Annotated in this window: 19 protein-coding genes; 12 read left to right on the forward strand and 7 right to left on the reverse strand. The window is 71.1% G+C overall.

Annotation, left to right across the window (positions count from 1 at the left end; all coding sequences use genetic code 11):
- Window positions 1–84: 84 nt before the first annotated feature.
- The gene (pip, locus tag JW592_RS00260; protein WP_229374992.1) at window positions 85–1,014 is read right to left on the reverse strand and encodes a prolyl aminopeptidase; all 930 of its coding nucleotides are present in this window, start codon (window positions 1,012–1,014) and stop codon (window positions 85–87) included.
- Between the two features lie 307 nt (window positions 1,015–1,321).
- On the opposite strand from pip, the gene JW592_RS00265 reads away from it, so the two are divergent.
- Complete coding sequence (locus JW592_RS00265) at window positions 1,322–3,214, forward strand: NAD-binding protein (RefSeq protein WP_209263110.1); 1,893 nt, start codon at window positions 1,322–1,324, stop codon at window positions 3,212–3,214.
- 123 nt (window positions 3,215–3,337) lie between these two features.
- Here JW592_RS00265 and JW592_RS00270 read toward each other — a convergent pair whose 3' ends face one another.
- On the reverse strand, window positions 3,338–4,231 hold the full coding sequence (locus JW592_RS00270) for an NADP-dependent oxidoreductase (RefSeq protein ID WP_209262753.1): 894 nt from the start codon (window positions 4,229–4,231) through the stop codon (window positions 3,338–3,340).
- 70 nt (window positions 4,232–4,301) lie between these two features.
- On the opposite strand from JW592_RS00270, the gene JW592_RS00275 reads away from it, so the two are divergent.
- The gene (locus JW592_RS00275) at window positions 4,302–4,871 is read left to right on the forward strand and encodes a TetR/AcrR family transcriptional regulator (RefSeq protein WP_209262754.1); all 570 of its coding nucleotides are present in this window, start codon (window positions 4,302–4,304) and stop codon (window positions 4,869–4,871) included.
- A 113-nt stretch (window positions 4,872–4,984) separates the two neighbouring features.
- Window positions 4,985–5,350 carry a hypothetical protein gene (locus tag JW592_RS00280; protein WP_209262755.1) on the forward strand — a complete coding sequence of 122 codons (366 nt, stop codon included), beginning with the start codon at window positions 4,985–4,987 and terminating at the stop codon, window positions 5,348–5,350.
- Between the two features lie 218 nt (window positions 5,351–5,568).
- On the opposite strand, the gene JW592_RS00285 is transcribed toward JW592_RS00280, so the two are convergent.
- Entirely contained in the window at window positions 5,569–7,032 is a 1,464-nt protein-coding gene (locus JW592_RS00285) for a hypothetical protein (protein WP_209262756.1), read from the reverse strand.
- Between the two features lie 236 nt (window positions 7,033–7,268).
- Between JW592_RS00285 and JW592_RS00290 the strand changes: the two genes are divergently transcribed.
- From JW592_RS00290 to JW592_RS00330, 9 genes are all read left to right on the forward strand, one after another.
- Window positions 7,269–8,102, forward strand: coding sequence for a hypothetical protein (locus JW592_RS00290; protein ID WP_209262757.1), 834 nt, complete (start codon window positions 7,269–7,271; stop codon window positions 8,100–8,102).
- A gap of 557 nt (window positions 8,103–8,659) precedes the next feature.
- Window positions 8,660–9,856, forward strand: a complete 1,197-nt coding sequence (locus JW592_RS00295) for a type III PLP-dependent enzyme domain-containing protein (RefSeq protein WP_209262758.1) — start codon at window positions 8,660–8,662, stop codon at window positions 9,854–9,856.
- 179 nt (window positions 9,857–10,035) lie between these two features.
- Window positions 10,036–11,391, forward strand: coding sequence for a diaminobutyrate--2-oxoglutarate transaminase (locus JW592_RS00300; RefSeq protein ID WP_209263111.1), 1,356 nt, complete (start codon window positions 10,036–10,038; stop codon window positions 11,389–11,391).
- Window positions 11,388–13,037, forward strand: a complete 1,650-nt coding sequence (locus tag JW592_RS00305; protein WP_307805239.1) for a pyridoxal phosphate-dependent decarboxylase family protein — start codon at window positions 11,388–11,390, stop codon at window positions 13,035–13,037. The genes JW592_RS00300 and JW592_RS00305 overlap by 4 nt, the downstream gene beginning before the upstream one ends.
- A complete protein-coding gene (locus tag JW592_RS00310; protein ID WP_209262759.1) occupies window positions 13,034–14,860 on the forward strand; it encodes an IucA/IucC family protein in 1,827 nt (608 codons plus the stop codon). The genes JW592_RS00305 and JW592_RS00310 overlap by 4 nt, the downstream gene beginning before the upstream one ends.
- Window positions 14,857–16,266: a lysine N(6)-hydroxylase/L-ornithine N(5)-oxygenase family protein gene (locus tag JW592_RS00315; protein ID WP_209262760.1), complete on the forward strand. Its 1,410-nt coding sequence runs from the start codon at window positions 14,857–14,859 to the stop codon at window positions 16,264–16,266. Before JW592_RS00310 ends, JW592_RS00315 begins: the two co-directional genes overlap by 4 nt.
- Window positions 16,263–17,651: an MFS transporter gene (locus JW592_RS00320; RefSeq protein WP_209262761.1), complete on the forward strand. Its 1,389-nt coding sequence runs from the start codon at window positions 16,263–16,265 to the stop codon at window positions 17,649–17,651. The genes JW592_RS00315 and JW592_RS00320 overlap by 4 nt, the downstream gene beginning before the upstream one ends.
- On the forward strand, window positions 17,648–19,492 hold the full coding sequence (locus JW592_RS00325) for an IucA/IucC family protein (RefSeq protein WP_209262762.1): 1,845 nt from the start codon (window positions 17,648–17,650) through the stop codon (window positions 19,490–19,492). The genes JW592_RS00320 and JW592_RS00325 overlap by 4 nt, the downstream gene beginning before the upstream one ends.
- Window positions 19,489–20,847 (forward strand): glutamine synthetase family protein, encoded by a 1,359-nt coding sequence (locus JW592_RS00330; RefSeq protein WP_209262763.1) that lies wholly within the window; start codon window positions 19,489–19,491, stop codon window positions 20,845–20,847. The genes JW592_RS00325 and JW592_RS00330 overlap by 4 nt, the downstream gene beginning before the upstream one ends.
- 190 nt (window positions 20,848–21,037) lie before the next feature.
- Here the strand turns inward: JW592_RS00330 and JW592_RS00335 are convergent, their stop codons facing one another.
- The 4 genes from JW592_RS00335 to JW592_RS00350 all read right to left on the reverse strand — a co-directional run bounded on the left by JW592_RS00335 (window position 21,038) and on the right by JW592_RS00350 (window position 25,120).
- Window positions 21,038–21,997, reverse strand: coding sequence for an ABC transporter substrate-binding protein (locus tag JW592_RS00335; protein ID WP_209262764.1), 960 nt, complete (start codon window positions 21,995–21,997; stop codon window positions 21,038–21,040).
- A 149-nt stretch (window positions 21,998–22,146) separates the two neighbouring features.
- Window positions 22,147–23,028 carry an ABC transporter ATP-binding protein gene (locus tag JW592_RS00340; protein ID WP_209262765.1) on the reverse strand — a complete coding sequence of 294 codons (882 nt, stop codon included), beginning with the start codon at window positions 23,026–23,028 and terminating at the stop codon, window positions 22,147–22,149.
- The gene (locus JW592_RS00345) at window positions 23,025–24,095 is read right to left on the reverse strand and encodes a FecCD family ABC transporter permease (protein ID WP_209262766.1); all 1,071 of its coding nucleotides are present in this window, start codon (window positions 24,093–24,095) and stop codon (window positions 23,025–23,027) included. Before JW592_RS00345 ends, JW592_RS00340 begins: the two co-directional genes overlap by 4 nt.
- Window positions 24,092–25,120, reverse strand: coding sequence for a FecCD family ABC transporter permease (locus JW592_RS00350; protein WP_209262767.1), 1,029 nt, complete (start codon window positions 25,118–25,120; stop codon window positions 24,092–24,094). Before JW592_RS00350 ends, JW592_RS00345 begins: the two co-directional genes overlap by 4 nt.
- Between the last annotated feature and the right edge of the window lie 99 nt (window positions 25,121–25,219).

Raw genomic sequence — 25,219 nt, forward strand, 5'->3', positions numbered from 1 at the left:
GACTTTCTCCGGTGCCGCCGGGAACGACCGGTTGTATTACCACCGGTTGTACCCGGCTCCCGGAGCAGGGCACCGGAGACAGGGTCAGCTCCGGGCCTGACCGACAGCGAAGCGGTCGAGGGCGCGCAGTACGCAGTCGCGTGTCGCAGCGTTGGCCAGATGGCCCGCGGTTTCGACGACATTCAGCTCGGACCCGGACCAGGCGCGGTTGAGCTTCCACGCGGTATCGAGCGGGCTGCCCATGTCGAGTCGGCCGTGGACCAGGACGCCGGGAATCCCCGCCAACCGGTGGGCCTCGCGCAGGAGTACGCCCTCCTCCAGCCATGCTCCATGGGAGAAGTAGGAGGAGCAGATGCGGACCAGGGCCTGCTGGGCGGCCGGAGGGCGGTCGCCGTACGGGTTCGAGGCGCCGTTCGTCTCCCCGGACAGGACCGCGTCTTCCCAGGCGCACCAGTCGGCCACTGCCTTGTTCCGTACGGCGGCCTCGGGGTGTTCCATCAGGCGCGCGTAGGCTGCGACGATGTCACCGTCGCGCGGCGTACCGGGCACGCCTGCGAGGAAACGCTCCCACTGTCCGGGGAAGAACCGGCCGACGCCTCGGTACAGCCAGTCGATCTCCGAGCGCCGGGTGGTGGTCACGCTGGAGATGACGATCTCGGCCACTCGCCCGGGATACTGCTCGGCGTAGGCCAGGACAAGCGTGGATCCCCAGGAGCCTCCGAACAGCAACCAGCGGTCGATGCCCAGATGCTCCCTGAGCCGTTCCATGTCCGCGATCAGGTGCTGGGTGGTGTTGTGCCGCATGTCGGTCGCGGGGTTGCTCGCGTGCGGGGTGCTGCGCCCACAGCCCCGCTGGTCGAACAGGACGACTCTGTACCGGTCCGGATCGAAGTACCGGCGCATGTTCTCACTGCACCCTGATCCGGGGCCGCCGTGAACGACGAGCGCGGGCTTGCCGTCCGGGTTGCCGCAGACTTCCCAGTAGACGAGGTTGCCGTCGCCCACGTCGAGCATCCCCTTCTCGTGCGGCTCGGTCGGCGAGTACAGCCCACCCACTTCCCCACCTCCTCACACCCGTCCAGCTCCGGCGGTTGAGAACGGCTCGATCGCCTCGGCGGTGATGTCCGGGACCAGGCGGAGAAGTATCGCAGTGGCAGCGCGCGGCGCGCGGGCGGCACCCGTGGGCCCCCGGCGTACAGGCCGCGTGCCGGCCCCGTTTGCTGTGCGGCACCCGTGAGTTTCCGTGCGGTCGGTGGGCTGGCACGCTACGGACGTGGCTACGCTTCCCGATCAGTTCGACCCCGACCGTTTCGCCGGACACATGATCGTCTGCGGCGACGACGCCCTGGCGCACCGCCTGGCGGCTGAGCTCCGCGAAGTCTACCGGGCACGCGTCACGCTCGTCCGCCCGAGCAGCGGGTCGGCCGGACGACCGCGCCTTGCCCTTACCCGGCAGGGCCGGGCTGCGGCGCTGCTGGGCCGGGTCTCCACAGCCGTGACCGGTGGGTCACCCGGCCCGGCAGCGGCACCGTCCGAGGTGGAGGCCGATGAGCCGACGGAAGAGGTGCTGGAGTCGGCGGGTGTGGCCGGGGCCGCCGCATTGGCCCTCGTCTACGACGATGACGAGACGAACATCCACGCCGCTCTCGCAGCCCGCAGGCTCAACCCGGAGCTGCGGCTGGTGATCCGGCTGTACAACCGCAGGCTCGGCCAGCACTTGGAGCAGCTCCTCGACCAGGCCGCCATGGTGGCCCTGCCGGACGCGGACGCCGCCACCATCGACGCGTCCACCACCGTGCTCTCCGACGCCGACACGGCCGCACCCGCCCTGGCTGCCACCGCGGTCGCGGGCACCAGCAAGGTCGTCCACGCCGACGGTCTGCTACTGCGTGCGGTGGAGCGCACACCTTCCGACCGCGCGGGCGCCGACACGGGCCTGTGCACTCTCGCTCTGCTGTCGGCGACCGTCAACGACCCGGCAGGCGAGGAAGGTTCGGACAGCAGCGGAACAGCCGGCCCCCAACTGCTCCCCGCTCCGGACGCGATCCGTGCTGCCACCGGCCGGGGCGCCATCGTCCTGGAGACCGTCTCCCACACCCGCCCCGCTTCGCCGTCCGGACGCCTGGCCGGCCGGGGCCGCCCGCTCGCCGAGCTCTTCTCCCGCCGGCTGCGTTGGGCCGTCGCCGTCACCGCACTGGCCGTACTGGCCCTCGCGGTCGTGTCCTGGTTGATCACGGGCGACCATCTGCTCCACGCCGCCTACGTCACGTTGCTCAATCTGTTCTCCATCAACGACCCGGCACTCGGCGAGAGCACCGCGCGGCAGGTGCTTCAGCTGTTGACCGGGCTCGTCGGTCTTGTTCTGCTGCCGCTTCTGGTGGCGGGTGCCCTGGAGGCGCTGGGCGCGTTCCGCAGCGCGTCGGCCCTGCGCCGCCCTCCTCGCGGACTGTCCGGTCATGTCGTGCTGCTCGGACTCGGCAAGATCGGTACCCGGGTCCTGGCGCAGCTGCGCGACCTCGAGATCCCCGTCGTCTGCGTGGAGGAGAGCCCCGAGGCACGCGGGGTGGCCCTGGCCCGGCGTCTGCGCGTGCCGACTGTGATCGGCGATGTCACGCAGGAGGGCGTCCTGGAAGCCGCCAAGGTCCACCGGGCTCACTCTCTGCTGGCCCTCACCAGCTCGGACACCACCAACCTGGAGGCCGCCCTCTACGCCCGCACCGTCAAGGCGAACCTGCGCGTGGCGCTGCGACTGTACGACGACGATTTCGCAGCCGTCGTGTTCCGGACCCTGCGCGCCGCCCACCCCGACGCGCTCACCCGCAGCCGCAGCGTCTCGCACCTGGCTGCTCCCGCTTTCGCCGGGGCGATGATGGGGCGGCAGATCCTCGGCGCGATACCGGTGGAGCGCAGGGTGCTGGTGTTCGCCGCGCTGACGGTCGCGGGTCATCCGCAGCTGGAAGGCCGCACCATCGAAGAGACCTTCCGGCCCGGCGTCTGGCGGATTCTCGCCCTGGACACCACCGAGCCGGCTGAACGGCGCCCCGACCTGGCCAGTCCGCGCCCGGTCGATGAAGAGCAGCGCCCGACCGGTCTGGTCTGGGAGCTGGAGCCGGGCTACGTCCTCAAGCCCGACGACCGCGTGGTGCTGGCGGCGACCCGTCGCGGACTGGCCGAGCTGCATGGACAGCCGCAGCCGCCTACCTCCGGGCGCTGAGCCGTCCTCATACCGCTGGGCTGACCCGGCCGGTCCGGCGCGGGCGCCGACGATCGCCGCCCACCACCGCACCAGGGAATCCAGCCCGCCGGGCCAGGGGCCGGACGGCCGGCCGGGACCGGGTCAGACGATGATGACCCGGCGCCCGCGCGTATGACCGGCCTGGCTGTCGATGTGCGCTGCCGCGGCGTCGGCGAGCGTGTACGACTTCTCGACAGGGATGTGGAGCCTGCCCCGCGAGATGAGGTCGGCGGCCTCGGCGAGGGCATCCGGCACACTCCCGGCCACGCCGGAGAAGCGGACTCCGAACTCCGGCGCACCGAGATCGGCGATGGAGATCACCTTCTGCGGGTCCCCGGTCAGCTCGACGAGTTCGCGAATCACGCCCGAGCCGGCCAGGTCGAGGGCCGCGTCGACATGGCCGAGCTGTCGCACCCGCTCGACCCAGCCCTCGCCGTACGTAGTGGCGAGGGCACCCAGGCTGCGCAGGTAGTCCTGGTTCGCGGCCCCCGCGGTGCCGATCACCGTGATGCCGCGGTCGCGGGCGATCTGCAGCACCGCCGAACCGACTCCCCCGGACGCACCGCTGACCAGCAGCGTCTGCCCGGGCCGCACACCGGACTCGTGGATGATGCGCAGCGCCGTCTCCACCACGGAGGGGTACCCGGCGGCCTCCTCGAACGTCAGCTCGCGGGGCATACGGGCCCAGGCGGAGAGCACGGCGAACTCGGCGTAGGTGTCGGAGCCTTCGCCGAACACGTGGTCGCCGACCTCGACACCTTCGACCCCCTCGCCGACCTCGTCCACCACCCCAGCGGCGTCCAGCCCGACTCCGGCGGGCAGTTCGATCGGATGGGCCTTCAGGACCTGGCCTTCACGAACCCTCCAGTCCACGGGGTTCACGCCCGCTGCCCGCACGGCGATGCGTACTTGGCCGGGGCCCGCGTGGGGCTCCTCGGCGTCCATGAGTTGCAGAACATCCGGACCGCCGAACTCGGCGAAGCTCACCTTCTTCATACGAGGGACCGTAGCACTAACGGTTAGCTTTTTGAAACTGCTTCAGTTACGCACTTGATAGCGTCAGTGCATGACCGTGCCGTCCGGACGCCGCGAGCGTAAAAAAGCCGCGACCCGCCAGAAGATCGCTGACACCGCCATGCGGCTCTTCCTGGAACACGGGTACGACGCGGTGGGTATCCGCGAAGTGGCCGCGGAAGCCGACGTGGCCGTCACCACGCTCTTCTCGCACTTCGCCTCCAAAGAGGCGCTGGTGTTCGAGCAGGACGAAGACTTCGAGCAACGCCTCACGCAGGCGGTCACCGGCCGGGCGCCGAACCAGCCGCTCATCCCCGCGCTGCGCCGCGAGATCCAGGCCCTGGTGCGACATTGCACGGCGGAGGACGCAGCGCCCGTCTGGCGCATGATCGACGAATCACCCGCCCTGCGGAAGTACGAGGAGTCGATGAGGCTGCGCCACGCGGAGACGCTGGCAGCAGCCATCGCCGCCGACTCCGAACTCTCACAGACCGCAACGGCGAGCCGGACGATCGCGAGGTTCGTGATCGACGCCTACTCGCTGGCCCGCGAGGCGGCCGATCCGGACGCCGCGGTGGACGAGATCTTCCGGATGATCGAGGCAGCCTGGGAGGCCACCTGACCTCCTGGTCGCCCGCGTGAGCTGTCCGAGAGCGCGGCCACGGCACCGACTCGGGACGCGCGGACTCGAGACCCCCCGTTCCACGGCGGGCCGGGAGTGAGACCCTGCTGCGCATGCCGGATTCCACGCGAGAGACGACACACGACGATCAACTGGCGCACCAAACCCTGGACCGGCGCAGACAGGTGACGGAGGCCGGAGTGGAGTCGGCCACCGACAAGCAGATCAGATATCTCATGATGCTGGCGTCCAAGGTCAGACGCGACCGGTTCGACACGGAGTTCAACAAGGCGGTCAAGGGCACAAAGACAGCGCCGCGCAACCCCGAGGAGACGACGCAGGCAGCCGTGAGGCGGCTGACGAGAAAGGCAGCCCGCAGACTGGCCACCGCACTGACCAACTGGGAGCACTCCAACGAGGGTCCGAGAACGGAACCAGTGCTCTGCTACCAGCAGCGGAAAACAATGGGCTTCTGGTGACCGGGCAACCGACGGATGTCTCCGGAGACCGGCGTGACTGGTCGGCCTGGGCAGGTAGCGCGGACGCTGAGTTCGTCGCAGCCGGTCCAGCCGGCGCGGGCAGGACAACGCCGGGCAGTCGAGACCGGTGGGCGGCATCGGCGGTCTGCCCCCGCAACTGACCGGCGCGATCGAGGAGTTCCGTACCGCCGGGACCGCCCGGGCCTGACCTCGCAGCGCTAGGAAGCGGGCGCAGCGAACCCTGTCGTGGTGAAGGACGCCTTGTTCCGGGACGTCGTGCCGTCGGTGATCCACCAGTGCGTCGGATGCTCACCGTAGAGGCCGAACTCGGTGCCGGAGCCCCAGTTCAGGACGAGTTCGTCCGTGCCGTCGCTGTCGAAGTCGGCCGCCCCCGCGGGGCGGGCATGCCGCCATTTGCCGGGCGTCTTGTGACCGTTGGCCTTCGCAGGCCCTTCGCGCAGGACGGGTGTGCGCTCGTCGCCGTCGATGAGTGTGCCGCCCTCGTACGTGGCAACCAGGATGCCGTCGCGGCCGTCGCCGTCCGGGTCGGCAGCCACGAAACGGCCGGGCCCGTAGTCGGTGGCGGCGCCCTTGGGTGCCTTGGGCAGCCGGTGGGTGACCGGTGCGCCGCCCTTTCCGGGGTATACGGCGAGCGTTCCGTCGACTTCGGGCGCCTCCGTCTCGTAGCCGGGTTCGTCGTTCCGGCCGCCGTCGTCGCCGATGGCCACATCGCGCAGCCCGTCGCCGTCGAAGTCGCCGAACGCGTGGGCGTTCCCGCGGCGCAGTTGCCTGCCGTTCGCTGACAGGCCGGTGCCGCGGCCGGCCGGGTAGAGGGTGTTGCCGGACTGTTCGCCATCGCTCACGTGGTGGATCAGCAGGGAGGTGGCGCGCGGCTTGCCGGACGGATCGATGTCGTCCGCGACGAGCCGGCCGTCCGAGCCTGGCAGGCTGGTATCGGTGCGCGTCGGAGCACCGGACCGGGTGAACGGTCCGTACAGCAGCACCAGGGACGAGCGATCGCCCTTGAGCGCCGCGAGATCGTGGTGCCCGTCCCCGTCGAAGTCGCCGCGCACAACGGATTCCAGGCCCAGTTTCGACACGCTGTCCGGAAGCCGCACCGGGGTCGCCTCCCTCCCCGCCGCGGGCCCGTGCGGTCCGCCCCAGCTCACGTACGGGACGCTGCGCGGCGCGGTGACCTGCCCGTCCGTCGCGCGCTCGCCCGCGACGGTGGTGACGAAGTCCGGGAAGCCGTCGTCGTCCAGATCGGCGGTGACCATCCTGTCGGCGGCGACCGCGGCGCGCCCAGCGCCCGCCGCCGGACGGGGCAGGCCCAGGTCGCGGTCCCCATGGACCGTACGCGTCGAAGGGTCCGGCCCCTTGGCCGAGCCGTAGACCACACCGACCTGCTCACCGCGGCCCGGAGCGTCCCGGTCGCCGTCGGTGAAGACAGGCACCATGAGGTCGCGGTATCCGTCTCCGTTGATGTCGTCGGGGTCCTTCGATCCCTTCCCCGCGGTCGGCGCCCGGCTCTCGGCGGGCGCGCTGGGCACCCCGGCAGTCGGCGTGCCGCCATCCGAGGCGGACGACTGACGGCCCGTTCCGCCACCGCCGCATCCGGTGAGCGAGGCGAGCAGGACGCAGACGCCGACAGCGAAGACCGGTACAGCGGTGCGAGACCTCATGCGCCTCACCCTCGCACCCCGCGCCCTCCCGACTCCAGCCTGGACGGGCTGCTGTTGCCCACTCGTTGCCGGTGACACCGCTCCCCACCTCGACACCCTCTTCGAGGAGCTGCAGGTGCCCGACGCCTTCCCTCCGTCATGGAGCCCAACTCGGCGTGTCCCCTGGGCACTTCGGCTGGACCCTGCTGGAATGGGATACAGGGCTTCGCACGGCGGCCCCTGGAAAGGGGAGGCCCATGCGCAGGCGTCAGCGGTCGTGGTCCGTTCAGGTCGTCGTGGTGGCACTGGCGTTGCTGACCGTGCTGGCCGGGCCCGTACCGGCCGCCTCCGCCACACTCCGAACCCCGGCAGGGAACTGCGCGACAACGCTGCGCTGCGACCTGGCCGAGTTGGAGCGGGTGTCCATGGCCGATCGGGTGGAGATGGTCCGCGACTTGCAGCGCAGGCACGGACCGGTCTTCGAACCGGGCTTCCGGCGCTGGGCCGCGATCGCCGGTGTGATGTCAGCAGCGCGCGATCGGGGCATCGGCGGTCCGGGCACGTGGATGTCGGTGACCAACGCGGGCCTGCTGGAGGCGATGGAACGGGGACTCGCCCGGGGGCTCGATCCGGAAGCGGACTCGTACGGCAACCCCGGGGCCCTGCGCTGGTCCAGCTACCTGACGAACCTGGCAGCCGGCCGCCTCACCTCACGTCCCCGGCACGACGAGGAGTGGAGCAAGGCAGAGCAGACCTCCCTCGATCACGGCGACCGGATCGCCCGTACCCGGTTCGGTCTGCGGCCCACTCCTTCGGAACAGCGCTTCAAGCAGCTGACCGATCTCTACCGCTGGGCCATGCAGCACGAGAAGGAGCTCCCCGCTCAGCTCGGCGCGCTGACCCCGGTCCTGTGGTGGTTCACGGACGTCCGAAACGAGGACTCCTACCGGATCAGCGCCGAGATCGCGATGACCATCTCCTTCGGCCCACCGGGCATCGAGAGCCTCACCCGGCTGCTCCTCGAGATCCAGCTCAAATGCCCCACATGTACGTCGCCGCTGCCGATCCCTGTTCACACGGGGACCAGCTGAGCGGACGCACCCGAGCCACGACCAGTCCCCGGCCATGCTCGACTCCCCGGCCATGATCGACGCGCACGGCGCCGATCGACCGCGGACAGTCGTGGCGGCGTGGAGCGGCGTTGCCGATGGCGCGCGGGAGCCGGACCAGTTGATCGCTGTGGCAGTGGCCTGAATACGCCGTACGTACGTCCAGCTCCACTTGGCAAGCAGAGGCCATTAGGTTAGCCTCACCTAAGTTTCTGTCTGGCCGCATCCCTGCGGCCAGACACTTCTGTACCCTGCCCGCATCCCTGGGAGCATTCGTGTCCCGATCGACCAGTGCAATCGCGCCGCGGCCGGAGGGGCCGTCAACCGGGCTCCGGAGCGAGCACGACGATGGTGCCACCGTAGCCTCGGACGGCCCGGTCGACCGCGGTTGATGTTCCTTCTCCCTCGGCTCCACGCCTCCCCCTCCGGCTCCAGGTCCCGGTCAGACCTGAACCTCTCTCCTCTCTCCGTCCCCGACCCGAGGCAGAACTGTGTCCATTGAGTTGCCGCCGTCCGCAGCCCCGCGATCCGTCCACCCCGTGGACGTCCTCCCTGAGCAGGTCCGCAACCGCCTCCTGGAGCTGACTCGGGCCGGGACCCCGGTGTCGGCCTACGTGTACGACGGCGCGGTCGCCGCCGAGCGGGCACGCGAGCTGCGCACCGCCCTCCCGGAATGGGCGGACGTGTACTACGCCGTGAAGGCGAACTCCTTCCCCGGTGTTGTCGCGGCGCTCGCTCCGTGCGTCGACGGGTTCGAGGTCGCCTCCCGCACGGAACTCGAACTCGCCGTCTCGGCCAAGCCGGTGGCCGAGGGCGCTGTTGCCCCGGTGGTCGCCGCGGGCCCGGCGAAGTCCGTCCCGGTCCTGACCGCCCTGGTCCGGGCCGGTGTCGAGGCGATCAACGCCGAGAGCCTGCTCGAGCTGCACCGGATCAGCCGGATCGCCACCGCTGAAGGCGTCCGCGCCAAGGTGGCGCTCCGCGTCAACCCGGCGACGACCCCGGTCACAGGCTCGCTGCACATGGGCGGCGTGCCGTCCCAGTTCGGCGTGGCCGAGCCGGATGTGCCCGGCGTGCTGCGCGCGGCGCTCCAGCTGCCCGCCCTGGACCTGGTCGGCTTCCATATCCACGCGGCCTCCAACAACCTCGACGCCGAGGCGCATGCCGCATATCTGCGCTGGTGCGTGGAGTGGAGCATACGGACCGCGCAGGAGAACGGCATCGACCTGCGGCACGTCGACATCGGCGGTGGCATCGGCGTCGCCTTCGAGGGCGAGAAGCCTTTCGATGTCGCCCGCTTCGGTGAACTCGCCGCGCAGGTCGAGGTTCCCGAGGGTGTCAAGGTCGTGCTGGAGCCCGGCCGCTTCCTGGTCACCGACTGCGGGTGGTACGCCGCAGAGGTGACGGACGTGAAGGCGTCGTACGGCGAGTCGTTCGTCGTGCTGCGCGGCGGCATCAACCACTTCCAGCTGCCCACCTCCTGGGAGATCGTGCACAACGTCGCGGTCCTGCCCGTCGAGAGCTGGCCCGAGGGCTGTCCCCGCCCCGCTGCCGAGGACACCCGTGTGACGGTCGTCGGCGAGCTGTGCACTCCCGAGGACACCTTGCTGCGCGACGTCAAGGTGGACCGCGTACGCGCCGGTGACCTCGTCGTCTTCCCCGACGCGGGCTCCTATGGCTGGGAGTTCGCCATGCACAGCTTCCTCGGACACCCCGTGGCCCAGCGTCTCCTGCTCTGACCGGGCAGCCGGCCGCCGCTGACCGAGTAGCCGGCCGCCGCTGCCCCTCTCCACCGGCGCCGATGGCCCCCGGACCGCGCCGCATCCGGCCCCTCCGGCGCGGTCATCACCGTTGTCCCGATCCTTGGAGTCAAACCGTGCCACCGCGACCCACCGATCTGCCCGCACCCGACCGGACCATGCCCGACGGCGCCGCCATCCTGGAGCGCCAGCGCGAGCGGGAGTCAGCCGCCCGCACCTACTCCCGCTCGTTCCCCATCGTCCCGGCCCGCGCCAAGGGCATGACGATCGTGGACACCGAAGGACGCCGTTACCTCGACTGCCTCTCCGGCGCCGGTACCCTCGCCCTCGGACACAACCACCCGGTCGTCCTGGAAGCCGTCCAGCGAACGGTCGGCAGCGGCGCCCCGCTGCACGTCCTGGACCTGGCGACCCCGGAGAAGGACGAGTTCACCGACGCGCTGTTCGCCACCCTGCCCGGCGATTTCGCCGACAAGGCCCGTATCCACTTCTGCGGCCCGGCCGGCACCGACGCGGTCGAGGCCGCACTCAAGCTGATGCAGACGGCCACAGGGCGCCGGGGGGTGCTGGGCTTCACCGGCGCATACCACGGTATGACCGCGGGCGCGCTGGCCGCCTCCGGCGGGGTCGGCGCGAAGAATCCGGTGCCGGGAATCGCCGCGGATGTGACCCGGCTGCCCTTCCCGTACAGCTACCGCTGCCCGTTCGGCGTCGGCGGGGAGCGCGGTGCCCAGCTGTCGGCCACGTACGTCGAGCGGCTGCTGGCCGATCCCAACGGCGGTGTCGTACCGCCCGCCGCGATGATCCTCGAAGCCGTCCAGGGCGAGGGCGGCGCCGTTCCGGCCCCGGACGGCTGGCTGCGCGAGATGCGCCGGATCACCGCCGAGCGCGGCGTGCCGCTGATCGTCGACGAGGTGCAGACCGGCGTCGGACGCACCGGTGCCTTCTGGGCCGTGGAGCACAGCGGGATCGTGCCGGACGCGATGGTGATGTCCAAGGCGATCGGCGGCAGCCTGCCCCTGGCGGTCATCGTCTACCACGAGGACTACAACGAATGGCTGCCCGGAGCACACACCGGGACCTTCCGCGGCAACACCCTGGCCATGGCGACCGGTACCGCCACCCTTCGGTACGTCGCCCGTGAGGGTCTGGTCGAACGGGCCGGGGCGGTCGGTGCCCGGATGACCGAGCGGCTCGAGGCGCTGCGTTCCGAACTGCCGGTGATCGGCGATGTCCGCGGCCGTGGCCTGATGATCGGTGTCGAACTGGTCGACGCCGAGGCCGAGCCGGACGCGTGCGGCGCCCGGCCGTTCGCCCCTGAGCTGGCCGCGCAGATCCGTGACGCCTGCCTGGATCGGGGGCTGATCGTCGAACTCGGCGGCAGGCACGACTCCACGGTCCGGCTGCTGCCGCCCCTCGTCATCACCGACGAACAGGTGGAGGCCGTGCTGGACCGGCTGACCGACGCCATCGCCGCGGTGACGGCCACTCACTTCCGAGGAGTGGTGGCATGAGCGGCAAGACACCCGATCTGCGGGCGACGGCCGACGTGACGGTGCTCGACGAGACCGACACCCCGGGCAATCTGCGGCTCGCCCCGGACGAGGGCGGGCACACCGACCGCCTCGACGAAGAGATGGCCGGACTGCTCAGGGCGGTCGTCCCTGCGGAGTCCGACACCCCGCTGACCAGGCTGTCCGGCGGTCCCGGCGGTCCCGGCGCGCTCACGCCAATGCTGCGTACCGTCCTGGGCGCCCTCGCCGAGGGCGCCGAGCGGCGCGGCGGACCGCTGCCCGCCGGGTCCCCCGCACAACTGGCCGCCGACGTCGCCCGGGTGTTCGCCGAGGCGGACGGGGACGGCGCCCTGCACAAGCTGACCGACGTCCTTGCCTACGGCAGCGCCGACCCGGCCGACCCGTCCTGCGCGGCCCATCTGCACTGCCCGCCGCTGGCCGTCGCGGTCGCCGCCGACCTCGCCGTCTCCGCGCTCAACCCCTCCCAGGACTCCTGGGACCAGGCGCCCGCCGCCACCGCACTGGAGACCCTGCTGCTGCAGGAGCTCGCGCAGCTCGTCGGGTACGACCCGAACGAGGCCGCCGGTGTGCTCACCTCCGGTGGCACCGAGTCCAACCTCATGGGACTGATGCTCGCCCGGGACCGGGTGATCGGCCAGGACAGCGGGCGTCAGATCGAGTTGAGCGGATTGCCTGGCACGGGCCGGCGCGCACGGATCTTCACCTCCGAAGCCGCGCACTTCTCGGTGCAGCGGTCAGCTGCCCTGCTGGGTCTGGGCGAGGACGCGGTTGTCCCCGTTCCCGTCGACGACCAGCTGCGGATGAGGCCCGACGCGCTCGCCACCGCCCTGCGCGACTGTGTGCGGCGGGGCGAACTGCCGTTGGCCGTCGTGGCCACCGCCGGCACCACCGACACCGGTGCGATCGACCCGCTGCGCACCTGCGCCTCGCTGTCAGCCGAGTACGGCGCCTGGCTGCACGTGGACGCCGCCTACGGCGGTGGCGCGCTGCTGTCAGAGCAGCTCGCCCCGCTGATGGCCGGGGTCGCGCTGGCCGACTCGGTGTCCCTGGACTGGCACAAGCTGGGCTGGCAGCCGGTCGCAGCGGGCATCTTCCTGGTGAAGCGGGCGGAGACGTACGCTTCACTGGCCCGGCGGGCGGTCTACCTCAACCCGCAGGACGACGAGGAGGCCGGATACCCGAGCCTGCTGGGCCTGTCGCTGCGCACCACTCGCCGTACCGACGCCTTCAAGATCGCCGTCACGCTGCGGACCCTGGGCCGGGATGGCCTGGGCCGCCTCGTGGACGCCTGCCACGCCCTGGCTCGCTCCGGCACCGAAGCAGTCCGCGCCCACCCGAACCTGGAGCTGCACGCCGACCCGGTTCTGACGGCATTCCTGTTCCGCTATCTGCCCGAGAGCCCCCGCAACATCGACCCGGAGCGTGTGGACCGGATCAACGCGGGGCTGCGGCGCAGGCTGCTGCGCGAGGGGCGCGCCGTGGTCGGCCGGACCGAGCTGCCGGGCGAGGGCCCAGGGCGGGTCCGCCTCAAGCTGACACTGCTCAACCCGCACGCGACTCCCGCCGAGGTCGAGCGACTGCTCGACGCGGTCGTGGCGGCGGGCCGGGCCGAGGAGGAGCTGTGAGCCACTCCACCGGGACCCGGCCGACAGCCGCAGCACCGCCCGCGTCGGCCGCAGCCCCCGGTCCCGATCCGCTGGACCACGCCGAAGCGCTGCGCGCGGGCGACGCGGCGGCGATGGAGACGCTGCTGCGCGCCTACGTGCGCGAGACCGGCACCGGCGTACCAGCGACCGGCCAGTCGCTCCTGCTGCATCTGCCGGCCAGCCGACTGACCCTGCGGGTGCCGGTGCGCTACCGGTCCGCCACCGGCTGGCACCGGTTCGGAGCAGCCCGCCTGGTCTCCACGGGAGAGGGCAGCACTCTCCCGGCGGACGCCTCGCTCGTGGCGGCGGCGCTGATCCGGGAGACGACCGTGGGCCGTGGCGCACTGCCGCACCACGGTGGCGACGCGGCGGCGCGGGTGCTGAACTCCGCACGGCGCACCGCCGCCCACATCGAGCGTCGTCGCGCCGAGGGTCCGGAAGGCCGGGGCCCGACACCGTTCCTCGACAGCGAGCAGGCACTGCTGCTGGGTCACCCGTTCCATCCAGCGCCCAAGAGCCGCGAGGAGGCGTCGGACGTGGAGCTCTCGGCGTACTCGCCCGAGTTGCGCGGCTCCTTCCCGTTGCACTGGTTCGCCGCGCACCCCGATGTCGTCGTCGGCGGGAGCGCGGACGGCCGGTCGCCCGCCGAACTGCTGCGCCCGCTGGCCGAGGGGCTGCATCTGCCGGAGGGCATGGTGCCGGTGCCGGCGCACCCCTGGCAGGCACGCGAGGTCCTGGCCCGCCCGGAGGTCGCCCGTCTCCTCGACGCCGGGCTGCTGCGTCCGCTCGGCGCGGCCGGGCCCGCCTGGTACCCCACCTCCTCCGTACGGACGGTGCACCGGCCGGACGCCGAGGTGATGCTCAAGCTGTCCCTCGGTATGCGGATCACCAACTCCCGGCGTAACAACCTGCGCAGCGAGATGCGGCTCGGCGTACGCGCGGCGCAGCTGCTGGCCGCGGGTCCCGTGGAATGGCTGCGCTCCGAGCACCCCGAGTTCGGCATCCTGCGCGACTTCGCCTGGGTCTCCGTCGGCACGGACGGGCCGGAGACGGGTCTGGAGACGGCCATCCGGGACAACCCCTTCCGCGGCGGCGCGGATGCACGGGCCGAAGGGCTGTGCGTGGCCGGTCTGCTGGCCGAGCGCACAGGACCCGGTGACGGCACAGCGCCGCGCCACCGCGCGCTGCTGAGCGCGGCGGTCGAGGGCGCCGCCCACGCGCTGGGGGTTTCCGTGGCCGAGGCGTCGGCGCGCTGGCTGGAGCGCTATCTGGACGTCCTGGCCGTCCCCCTGATCCGCCTTCAGGCGCGGTACGGCATCGCTCTGGAACCGCATCACCAGAACACCCTTGTCGCCCTCGACGCGACCGGACTGCCGTGCGCCGGCTGGTACCGGGACAGCCAGGGCTACTACCTGGCCGAGTCCCGCGTCGCCGACATCGAGCGACTGCTGCCGGGCGCGACCGAAGGCGTCGACCTGGTCTTCGCGGACGCGTTCGTCGACGAGCGGGTCGCCTACTACCTGGGCATCAACAACCTCCTCGGGATCGTCGGCGCGTTCGGCGCGCTCGGCCTGGCCGACGAGGGCGACCTGCTGCGCGTACTGCGCGGAGTGCTGGAGCGGCTGCGCAGGGCCGAGCCCGCCGCCAAGGGCCTGCTCGACCTGCTGCTCGACGCACCGGTGCTGCGCTGCAAGGGCAACTATCTGACCTGCGTGGACGGTCTCGACGAACTGGTCGGCGAAGTTCACACCCAGTCCGTGTACATCGACCTTCCCAACCCTCTTACGGAGGCACAGCGGTGACCGCGCCCTCGACTTCCCCGGACCAGAACGCGCCCTACGACCTGGTGGGTGTCGGCATCGGCCCGTTCAACCTGTCGCTGGCGGCGCTGGCCGACGGTGTCCCCGGCTTCCGTTCGCTCTTCCTGGACGCAAAGCCCGCCTTCTCGTGGCACCCGGGCCTGCTGATGGAGGGTACGACGCTCCAGGTGCCGTTCCTCGCCGATCTGGTCACCATGGTCGACCCGACCAGCCCCTGGTCGTATCTGAACTACCTCCGCGCCCACGAGCGCATGTTCAAGTTCTTCTTCTCCGAGCGCTTCCACATCCCGCGCCGCGAGTACGACCACTACTGCCGCTGGGTCGCCGAGCGGCTGTCCTCCTGCCGCTTCGACGCGCGGGTCACCGCGTTGGAGTGGGACGAGACGGCGGACGCGTTCGCCGTCGTGCACCGCTCAGCGGACGGTGAGCAGACCCGGGTGCTGACCCGTCAGGTCGTCCTCGGCGTGGGCACCGACCCGGTCGTCCCCGCGCCGCTGCGCCCGCTGCTGACCGACACCCACGCGGGGCGCGTCCTGCACAGTGCCGATTACCGCGTCCACCGTGCCCGGCTCGGCGCGGCCGACGACGTCACCGTCATCGGCGCGGGCCAGTCCGGCGCCGAGGTCGCGCTCGACCTGCTGCGCAACCAGGACGGCGACGGCCGGGGCGGTCCATACGTGCGTTGGCTGGCCCGTACCGCCGCCTTCGCTCCCATGGAGTACTCCAAGATCGGCCTGGAGCACTTCACCCCGGACTACATCCGCTTCTTCCGCGACCTGCCCGAGACCACGCGGGAGCGGCTGACCGCCGAGCAGTGGCAGCTGTACAAGGGTGTCAGTGAGGAGACACTGGGCGAGATATACGACGAGTTGTACGAGCGCACGATCGGAGGCGGCGAACCGCGCGCCTCGCTGCACCCGGCCGTGGAGGTCCTCGCGGCCGAGGCCGACGGAGACCGGTATCTGCTCACCTGCCGCAGCCGACAGCAGGACTCGGTGTTCGAGATCCGTACCGCGGCGGTGGTCTCCGCCACCGGCTACGCCGCCTCCCGTCCCGCCTTCCTCAAGAAGATGGCGGACCTGGTCGACTGGGACGTCAAGGGCCGCTACCAGGTCGACGGCGACTACCGGGTCGCCCTCGACCCCCGGGTCTCGGGCACCCTCTACGTCCAGAACGCCGAGATGCACACGCACGGTGTGGGCGCTCCCGACCTCACGCTGGGCGCCTGGCGCGCCGCGACGATCCTGAACGCCGCTGTCGGAAAGGCCGTGCTGCCGGTCGCACCGCGCCAGGCGTTCACCACCTTCGGCGCACCGCAGGAGCCTGCCCCGGTCCCGGACCAGCCGCCCGCCGTGCATGTCCCGGCCCCGGCGGAGACACAGCGATGACCGCCGTGGGGAAGGACGGCGCGTCGGCCCGTGGTGGGTCGGCGCGCCGAGCCAAGTCGGTCCTCCTCTCGGTCATCGGCCTCCACCTGGTCGCCGAGACCGCTCTGACGCCGTTCCTGCCACAGCTCTTCGAGAGGCTGTACGGGATCGAGGACCCGGAGGCCACCGGGCTCTACATCTGGATCTGCCGCATCGCCGGGCTCGCCGCCCTCCCGCTGTGGGGGCTGGCGGCCCGGCGCTGGTCCCTGCACGGACTCGTACTGGCCGGGCTGTGCGGTTCCGCCGTTCTCGACCTGCTCCTGGGGCTGGCGCCCAGCTATGCCGCGTATCTGGTCCTCTCCACACTCATCGTCAGCACCAACAGCGCCCTGCTGCTGGCCTATCCCGCGTTCATCGCCGAGCACGGCGACGAATCGTCGCAGGACGGGGTGCGTGCGCGGCTGACGGGCATCTGCTCGCTCGTGGTCGTGTTCCATCTGTCGGTGGTCGTCTCCACCATGGTGGGTGCCGGGGTGCTCGCGCTCCCGGAACCGCGTGTCGGCATCTCCGCGTTCGCGGTACTGGACACGCTGTTGGCCGTGCTGACCTACCGCATCCTGGGCAAGCGTCCCGGCACCCGGACCGGACGGGCCGGTGAGGCCCTGACCCAGACCCGGAGGGACGGCACTTCCGCAGCTGGTACTCGTCGCCTCCCGTGGCTCATGGCCCTGGCCTACGCCGCGCTGATCGGCATCGCTTTCGACTTCTCCGCCAATGTGGCGCGGCCCTTCTTCACCAAGTTCGCCGAGGACCTGGGCAGCGGCTCGGTGGGCAGCGGTGTGCTGTTCTTCCTGCCGAGCGTCTCGGCGCTGGCTGTCCTGCCCGTGGTACGCCGCTGCCACGACGTGCTGGGCGACCGGCTGCTGCCGCTGTCCCTGACGGTGGGTGCTGCCGGGCTGGCCTGGAGCTGGCTGGCCGGTGCACTGCCCGGGCTGGTCGGCGGTCGGCTGCTCTTCGGCGTCGGCCTGGGGCTGGGGCAGGTCGCCGTCGAACTGCGGATGTTCCGCGCGACGGGTACGGAGGGCCCGGCCTTCACCGCTGTGGAGACCGCCAGGTCAGCCGGCCTGCTGGCCGCGCCGATCGCCGCCACCGCTGCGGTCTCCCACGACCTGGCGCTGCCGCTCGCGGTCGCCGCGGCCGTCCAGGCGCTGGCCGCCGCTCTGTCCCTACGGCGCCCACGGAGCACCGCTTCGTCACCGGTCCAGCCGATTGCGGACAGGTCCGAAGACGCCGCCACGACCGCCGTACCACCGCAGTCCCGGCCGAAGCCTGACACCGTGCCCGCGCTCGCTTCGGCCACCGCTTCCACCGCCGCACCCGCGCACTCCGAGGAGATCCACCGATGAACCGCACCACACGAGAAGCCTGGGCGCAGGCGGGCCGGCGACTGCTCGTCAAGGCCGTGGAGGAGTTCGCCTACGAGGAGTTCCTCGTCCCCGAGCCCGACGCCTCGGCCGAGGCACCGGACGCCTACCGGCTGGAGTTCGGCGACGGCGTCCACTGGACGTTCCGGGCCGCCCGCGGCACCTTCGGCACCTGGCGGCTGGTCCCCGGCACCCTGCGGCGGCATCCGGCGCCGGAGGACGGCGCGCTCGGCCCCGAGCGGCTGCTGCTCGACGCCCGTCAGGTCCTGGGCTGGGACGGGCCCACCACGGCCGAGGTCCTGCGCGAACTCACCGCCACCCGGCGGGCCGAGGCCGAGGTCATCGCTCGTGCCCTGCCCGCCGCCGGCCTCGCCGACCTGGACCACCTCGACCTCGAGGCCCACCAGGACGGTCACCCCTGCATGCTCCTCAACAAGGGCCGACTGGGCTTCTCCGCCTCCGACGCCGCTGCCTACGCCCCCGAGGCGGCCGGGACGGTGTTCCTGCTGTGGGCCGGCATCCACCGCAGTCTGGCCTCCTACTCCGGAGTGGAGGGCCTGGACGAGGACACCCTCCTCGCCGAGGAACTGGACGAGGACACCCGCAAGCAGTTCGCGGCCGCCCTCCAGGAGTCCTGTGCCGAGACCGGTTACGCCACCGACGACTTCCACTGGCTGCCGGTGCACCCCTTCCACTGGGACGAGGCGGTCGCACCCCTGTTCGCCCCCTACCTCGCCGACGGCCGGGTCGTGCTGCTCGGCGAGGGCCCGGACCGCTACCGGCCCCTGCAGTCCATCCGTACGCTCGCCAACCTCGACCACCCGCACCGCCGCAATGTGAAGGTGCCGCTGCTCATCCGCAACACTCTCGTCTGGCGCGGCCTGTCCACCGGGCCGACGAAGGCCGCGCCGGACGTCAGCGCCTGGCTGCACGCCGTCCGTGAAGCGGACCCGTACCTGCGTGACGAACTGCGCTTCCACCCGCTCGGCGAGGTGGCGGGCGTGGCCGTGCACCATCCGCTGTACGAGTCGGTCCAGGACGCGCCGTACCGCTACCACGAACTCCTCGGAGCCGTCTGGCGCGAGCCGGTCGCCGCACTGCTGGAAGAGGGCGAGCAGGCCCGCACCATGGCCGCGCTGCTCAAGGTCGGCTCGGACGGCCGCGCCCTGGTCAGCGAGCTGGTCGAACGCTCAGGACAGGCGCCCCGTGCTTGGCTGACCCGGTTCTTCCAGGCCCTGCTGCCCGGTCTCCTGCACTACCTGTACCGGTACGGCACGGCGTTCTGCCCGCACGGCGAGAACACCGTCGTCCTCTACGACAGCACCGACACTCCGCTCGGTATCGCGGTGAAGGACTTCGCCGAGGACGTCAATCTGCTGCCCGGCGACCGCCCCGAGTACGCCGGACTGTCCGAGCGGGCCGACGCGCTCCTGTTGCGCTGGCCCGCAGGCGAGCTGGCCCACTCCCTCCTCAGCGCGGTCTTCGCGGGGCACTTCCGGTTCTTCGCTCCGCTGGTCGCCGAGCACCTCGGCGTACCGGAGGAGGGGTTCTGGGGCATGGTCCGCGCCGAGATCGAGCGCTACCACACCCGCTTTCCCGAACTGGCCGAGCGCTTCGAGGAGTTCGGCCTGCTGGCCCCCGAGTTCGACCGGGTGGCGCTCAACCGGGAGCAGCTGCTCGGCGGCGGCTTCCACGACCGCGCCGAGAAGGACGAGGGCTTCGACGTCGTCCACGGCACCCTCGCCAACCCCCTCGCCACCGCAGCCGCCCACGCCCAGGCCGAGGCCCAGGCCCAGGCCCAGGCCCCCCAGGAGCAGATATGACCCCCGCGCCGTACGAACGACTGCGCGCCGAGGCGGACGCCGGACAGGTCGAGGAGGTGATCGTCAGCGTCCCGGATCTCCAGGGGCGGCTCCAGGGCAGCAGGCTGTCCGTGCCGCACTTCCTCGGCGAGGCGGCTCAGTCGGGTTTCGGCGCCTGCCTCTACCTGCTCGCCTCCGACGTCGAGATGGACACCGGTCCCGGCTACGCCATCGACGCCTGGCAGAACGGCTTCGGCGACTTCGTGCTGCGCCCCGACCCGGCCACTTTGCGCAACCTCCCCTGGGACGAGGGCAGCGCGCTCGTCCTCGCCGACGCTCACTGGCCGGACGGCCGGGCGGTCGAGGTGGCGCCCCGCCAAGTGCTGCGCGGCCAGCTCGACCGGCTCGCCGAGCGCGGGCTGGCGGCGTTCGCGGGCACCGAACTGGAGTTCCTGGTCTTCCGCGAGTCCTACCGCCAGGCGTGGGACCGGCGCTATCACGGCCTGGAGACAGCCACCGCCTACAACGTCGACTACTCCCTCCAGGGGCTGGCCGAGATCGAGCCGGTGGTGCGCCGCATCCGCCGGGAGATGGTGCGCGCCGGGCTCACCATGGAGACCGCGCGAGCCGAGTGCCACGCCGGCCAGTACGAGATCGTCTTCCGTTACGACGAGGCGATGGCCACGTGCGACAACCATGTCTTCTTCAAGAACGGCGCCAAGCAGATCGCGTCCCAGGAGGGTGTAGCGCTCACCTTCATGCCCAAGTTCGACGAGGGCGAGGGCAACTCCTGCCACATCCATCTGTCGCTGCGCGGCACCGACGGCTCCGCCGTGCTCGCCGACCCGTCCGCGGCGGACGGCATGTCCGAGCTGATGCGCCACTTCGTAGCCGGTCAGCTCGCCTGCCTCCCGGACTTCGCGCTGCTGATGGCGCCGAACATCAACTCCTACAAGCGGCTGCAGCCCGGCGGCTTCGCCCCGGTCGGTGTCGCCTGGGGACGGGACAACCGCACCTGCCCGGTCCGCGTCGTCGGCTCGGGCCACTCGATGCGCATCGAACACCGGGTCCCCGGTGGCGACGCCAATCCGTACCTCGCCGTCGCCGCCGCGGTGGCCGCCGGCCGGTACGGCATCGAGAACCGCCTCCCGCTGCCGGAGCCGCACGCCGCCAACGCTCTGACCGATCCGTCGGTTCCGCGGCTGCCCACCACGCTGACCGAGGCCGTGCACCGCTGGGAGAACAGCGAGATCGCCGCGAAGGTCTTCGGTGAGTCGGTGGTCGCCCACTACGCGCAGGCCGCCCGCACGGAACTGGCAGCGTTCGAGTCGGCGGTGACCGACTGGGAGCGTGTGCGCGGCTTCGAGCGCCTCTGAGGCCACCTGGCGGCAGCGCGGTGCGCCCCCTGGGGCTGCCGGGCGCGGCCGCGCGGCTGCCCGAACGTCAGCGGCCCGACACCGAGTCCGGTGTCGGGCCGCCTGCGTTGCTGTGCGGTTGCGGAGCAGCCGGTTGCGGAGCAGCCGGTTGCGGAACAGACGATGTCGCCGTTCGTCGGCCGCCGGAGCGTCAGCCGAGCTTCTGCTCCATCTCGTCGAGGACCTTGCCGGCGCCGGTGTAACCGATGCCGAGCATCCACAGATCGTCGTTGACCGGGTAGACCTTCTTGTTCTTCACCGCGTCCAGCTTCTTCCACATGTTGCTGCCGGTGATGGTGGTCTCCTTGGCCTTCTTCGGGTCACCGTAGGTGGAGTGGAAGACGACGTCGGCGTTGGCCTCGTCGATCCTCTCCGGGCTGATGTCCAGGGAGAAGCCGGTCTTGTCCACGTTGGCGGGGCGGCCGACCTTCAAGTCCTTGAAGATGCTGCCGACGAACGTGTCGTTCTTGTAGAGGCGGGTGTCCGCGCCCTCGACGAAGCGGACGAAGCCGACCTTGGTCTCCTTGGCCTTCTCCTCGCCGCCGAGCGCCTCGGTCACCTTCGCGACGTGCTTCTCGTAGTCGGCCTCGACCTTCTTGGCCCGGTCCTTCGCACCGAGCGCGTCGGCGTGCAGCTCGAAGTTGTCACGCCAGGTGGGCCCGGTGGTCTCGGTGAAGACGGTCGGGGCGATCTTCGAGAGTTCCTGGTAGTTCTTCTCGTCGCGCGCCTTGCTGCTCAGGATCAGATCGGGCTTCAGCCCCGCGATCGCCTCGAGGTTGGGCTCGGCGATGAGGCCGACCTTCTTGATGCCCTTGAGCTTGTCCTTGGGCAGGTAGGTGGACAGGGGCGCGCCCGCCTCCGGCTGGACGGCGCCGACCGGCTTGACGCCGAGGGTGATCGCCGAGTCGAGGGCGTCGGTGTCCAGGACGACGACGCGCTTGGGATCGTTGTTGACCTTCACCTTGCCCATGGCCGTTTTGACGGTGTGCCGGCCCCCCTTGGCGGACGCGTTCGCGGAGTCGTCCTCGGCCCCCCCGCAGGCGGTGGCGGTGACGGTGAGCACGGCGACGGCGGCGACGGCCGCGGCGCGGTTGCTGAAGGAGCGGGACATCAGCGGAAAGCCTTTCCTGTACGGGGACGCGTTCAGCGGGGGGTGAACTTAGGTAAAGCTAACCTTATGACCGGGGGTGAGCAAGCTCGACCGGATCACAACTCGGCAGCATGCGCCGTCGGCGCGCTCCACCGCGCTGGACCGGCCGACTACGCGGGGGCTGCGTTCTTCTTGAGGCCCGCCCTTTCCGCGTTCTTCCCGGGTCCCGCCTCTTCCGCGTGGTCACCGCCTGAACCGTTCGCCTGCCACGGGCTGCCGGGAACAACCAGCGGACTGGCGGTCACCGGGTCAGGGACCACCACCGAGTCGAGGCCGAACACCTCCCGCACCAGGTCGGCCGTGACGATCTGCGAGGGCGGGCCTTGTGCGACGATCCGCCCCGCCTTCATCGCCACCAAGTGATCCGCGTACCGTGCTGCCGTGTTGAGGTCGTGCAGCACCGCGACGAAGGTCCGGCCGCGCTCGTGGTTGAGCTGCCGCACCAGATCCAGCACCTCCACCTGGTGCGAGATGTCCAGATATGTGGTCGGTTCGTCGAGCAGCAGCAGATCCGTCTCCTGGGCGAGCGCCATCGCGATCCATACGCGCTGCCGCTGCCCACCCGACAGCTCGTCCACCCCCCGCTCGGCGAGCTGCGCCACGTTCGTACGCTCCATGGCGTCGGTGACCGCGCGCTCGTCCTCCTTCGACCACTGCTGCCACCACCGCTGGTGCGGCTGGCGCCCCCGCGCGACCAGATCGGCGACCGTGATCGCCTCGGGCGCCACCGGTGTCTGCGGCAGCAACCCGATCGACCGGGCGATCGTTCTGGTGGGTATGCGGCTCAGCTCCCTGCCGTCCAGCAGCACCGAGCCGCGCCGGGGCTTGAGAAGTCGCCCGAGCGCGCGCAGCAGCGTGGACTTGCCACAGGCGTTGGGGCCGACGATGACGGTGATCCGGCCGTGTGGGACCTCCAGATCCAGGTCCTCGACGACCGTGGTCTCCTCGTAGGCCAGGGTCAGTTCGCGGGCTGTGAGCCTGCTCTCGGTCACGCTCTTCCTCCAGTGCGGCTGCGAACGATCAGCCAGATCAGATAGGGGGCGCCGATGGCTGCTGTCAGTACGCCCACGGGCAGTTCGACCGGCGCGAACAACAGGCGTGCCAGCAGATCGGCGGCCACCACGATGAACGCGCCGAGCAGCGCCGAGCACAGCAGCGGGATCTGCGCCGTGCGCGTCATCCGGCGGGCGATCTGCGGAGCGAGCAGCGCCACGAAGTCAACCGGGCCGGCCGCGCCCGTCGCCACCGAAGCGAGAAACACGCCCAGCAGCGCCAGTCCGAACCGGGTCCGCTGCAATGGCACGCCCAGCGCCGTTGCGGTGTCGTCATCGAGGCCCGCGTTGCGCTGGGCGCGCGCCGCCCAGACCACGAACGGCACCACGGCGAGCAGCGCCCAGCCGAGCGGGGCGGCCTCCGCCCAGCCCCGGCCGTTGAGCGAACCGGTCAGCCACACCTGCGCCTGCGCGGCCACCAGGTAATCGCCCTTGGTGATGAACAGATGGACGATGGAACGCAGCGCGATGGCGATACCGATACCGATGAGCACGAACCGTGCGGCGTGCAGCCCGCCGCGCCAGGCGAAGAGGTAGACCAGCACGGCCGCGAGCAGACCACCGACGACAGAGACGTACGGCAGCACACTGAACGACGTGATCCCGAACGTCAGAGCGCCGATGGTCAGGGCGCTCGCACCCTGCGACACGCCGATGATGTCGGGGCTGGCGAGCGGATTGCGGGCCACGGTCTGGATGAGCGCGCCGCCCACCCCGAAGGCGGCGCCGACCAGCAGTCCGAGAGCCATACGCGGCAGCCGCAGGTCACTCACCACGAGCGCGGCCCACGACGGCTGCCCCGCCAGGACGTCGAGGACCTCGCCGGGCGGGACATTGGTCTCGCCGAGGCAGAGGTAGGTGACGCACATGGCTGCCGTCAGCAGCACGAGGGCGGCCGCGACGACTGCCGCGCGCCGGTGGAAGAGGAAGGAGCCACGCCCTCGTCTGATGAGCCCGTATCCGGCGGGACGAACGGCCGTGGAGGCTTCGGCGACCGAGGTCGTCACGAACTCACCGCCTTGCGGCGAACCAGAAGGATCAGGAACGGCACACCGAGCAGGGCCGTGACCACACCCGCGGGCACCTCGCCCGGCGGGAAGGTGATCCGTCCGAGCACATCCGCCACAAGCAGCATGACCGGCCCGAGCAGCGCCGCCATCGGCAGCACCCAGCGGTGGTTGGTGCCCACCAGGGCACGCGCGATGTGGGGTACCGCGAGTCCCACGAAGGCGATCGGCCCGGCGGCCGACACACCGACACCGGTGAGCACCGTGGCGGCGAGGCCGCCCACGATCCGTACGGTGCCCACCCTGTGGCCGAGCCCCTTGGCCGCGTCCTCGCCCAGCGCGAGGGCGTCCAGCCCTCGCGCCACCGACAGCGCCATCACCACGCCAACGACGAGGAACGGCCAGATCTGACCCGCCACGTCGGCACCCCGTCCGGCGATCGACCCGACCTGCCAGAAGCGGAACTCGTCCAGCGTGGCCGCGTCCGTCGTCAGCATCCCCTGGATGAAGGCGATGAGCAGCGCGTTGATGGCGGCGCCGGCCAGCGCCAGCTTCACCGGGGTGGCACCGCCGCGTCCGCTGGCTGCGACGGCGTAGACGGCCACCGACGCGATACCGGCGCCGACGAAGGCGAACCACACATAGCCGGTGAGTGTGTGCACCCCGGCCACCGCGATGGCCGTGACGACGCCGGCCGCCGCGCCCTGGCTGATCCCCAGGACACCGGGGTCACCGATGGGATTGCGAGTGATGCCCTGCATCAGTGTGCCCGCGATGGCCAGCGCCGCGCCGACCATCAGACCGACGATGGTCCGGGGCACCCGCAGGGACCGGACGACCTCAGCCGCATCGCTCGTGCCGCCGTACAAGAGGGCATCGAAGACTTCAGCCGGGGCTATCTGGCGGGCACCTACCGCAAGGCTGAGCAGCACCGCGAGCAGCAGTGCGACGACGGCCGCAGCCGTCCAGCCGATGCGGCGGCCGACCAGAACGCCTCTTGGGCTGCTGATCGTGGCAGCTGACATCGCATCCATTTCGCATGACGAGAACTGATCTTGATGATCACGGACTTAGGCGACCCTAAGTGTAGAGCGGTACCGTCGGAGCGCGTAACCGACCACGGA

The organism is Streptomyces spirodelae (assembly GCF_017676385.1).
GTDB lineage: Bacteria > Actinomycetota > Actinomycetes > Streptomycetales > Streptomycetaceae > Streptomyces > Streptomyces spirodelae.

Bases quoted from the DNA above. Each gene is read 5' to 3' on its own strand.
- JW592_RS00305 (WP_307805239.1), top strand. From the start codon at position 11,388: ATGAGCGGCAAGACACCCGATCTGCGGGCGACGGCCGACGTGACGGTG.
- JW592_RS00350 (WP_209262767.1), bottom strand. From the start codon at position 25,120: ATGTCAGCTGCCACGATCAGCAGCCCAAGAGGCGTTCTGGTCGGCCGC.
- pip (WP_229374992.1), bottom strand. From the start codon at position 1,014: ATGCTCGACGTGGGCGACGGCAACCTCGTCTACTGGGAAGTCTGCGGC.
- JW592_RS00270 (WP_209262753.1), bottom strand. From the start codon at position 4,231: ATGAAGAAGGTGAGCTTCGCCGAGTTCGGCGGTCCGGATGTTCTGCAA.
- JW592_RS00265 (WP_209263110.1), top strand. From the start codon at position 1,322: ATGATCGTCTGCGGCGACGACGCCCTGGCGCACCGCCTGGCGGCTGAG.
- JW592_RS00335 (WP_209262764.1), bottom strand. From the start codon at position 21,997: ATGTCCCGCTCCTTCAGCAACCGCGCCGCGGCCGTCGCCGCCGTCGCC.
- JW592_RS00275 (WP_209262754.1), top strand. From the start codon at position 4,302: ATGACCGTGCCGTCCGGACGCCGCGAGCGTAAAAAAGCCGCGACCCGC.
- JW592_RS00320 (WP_209262761.1), top strand. From the start codon at position 16,263: ATGACCGCCGTGGGGAAGGACGGCGCGTCGGCCCGTGGTGGGTCGGCG.
- JW592_RS00300 (WP_209263111.1), top strand. From the start codon at position 10,036: ATGCCCGACGGCGCCGCCATCCTGGAGCGCCAGCGCGAGCGGGAGTCA.
- JW592_RS00280 (WP_209262755.1), top strand. From the start codon at position 4,985: ATGCCGGATTCCACGCGAGAGACGACACACGACGATCAACTGGCGCAC.
- JW592_RS00330 (WP_209262763.1), top strand. From the start codon at position 19,489: ATGACCCCCGCGCCGTACGAACGACTGCGCGCCGAGGCGGACGCCGGA.
- JW592_RS00285 (WP_209262756.1), bottom strand. From the start codon at position 7,032: ATGAGGTCTCGCACCGCTGTACCGGTCTTCGCTGTCGGCGTCTGCGTC.
- JW592_RS00290 (WP_209262757.1), top strand. From the start codon at position 7,269: ATGCGCAGGCGTCAGCGGTCGTGGTCCGTTCAGGTCGTCGTGGTGGCA.
- JW592_RS00325 (WP_209262762.1), top strand. From the start codon at position 17,648: ATGAACCGCACCACACGAGAAGCCTGGGCGCAGGCGGGCCGGCGACTG.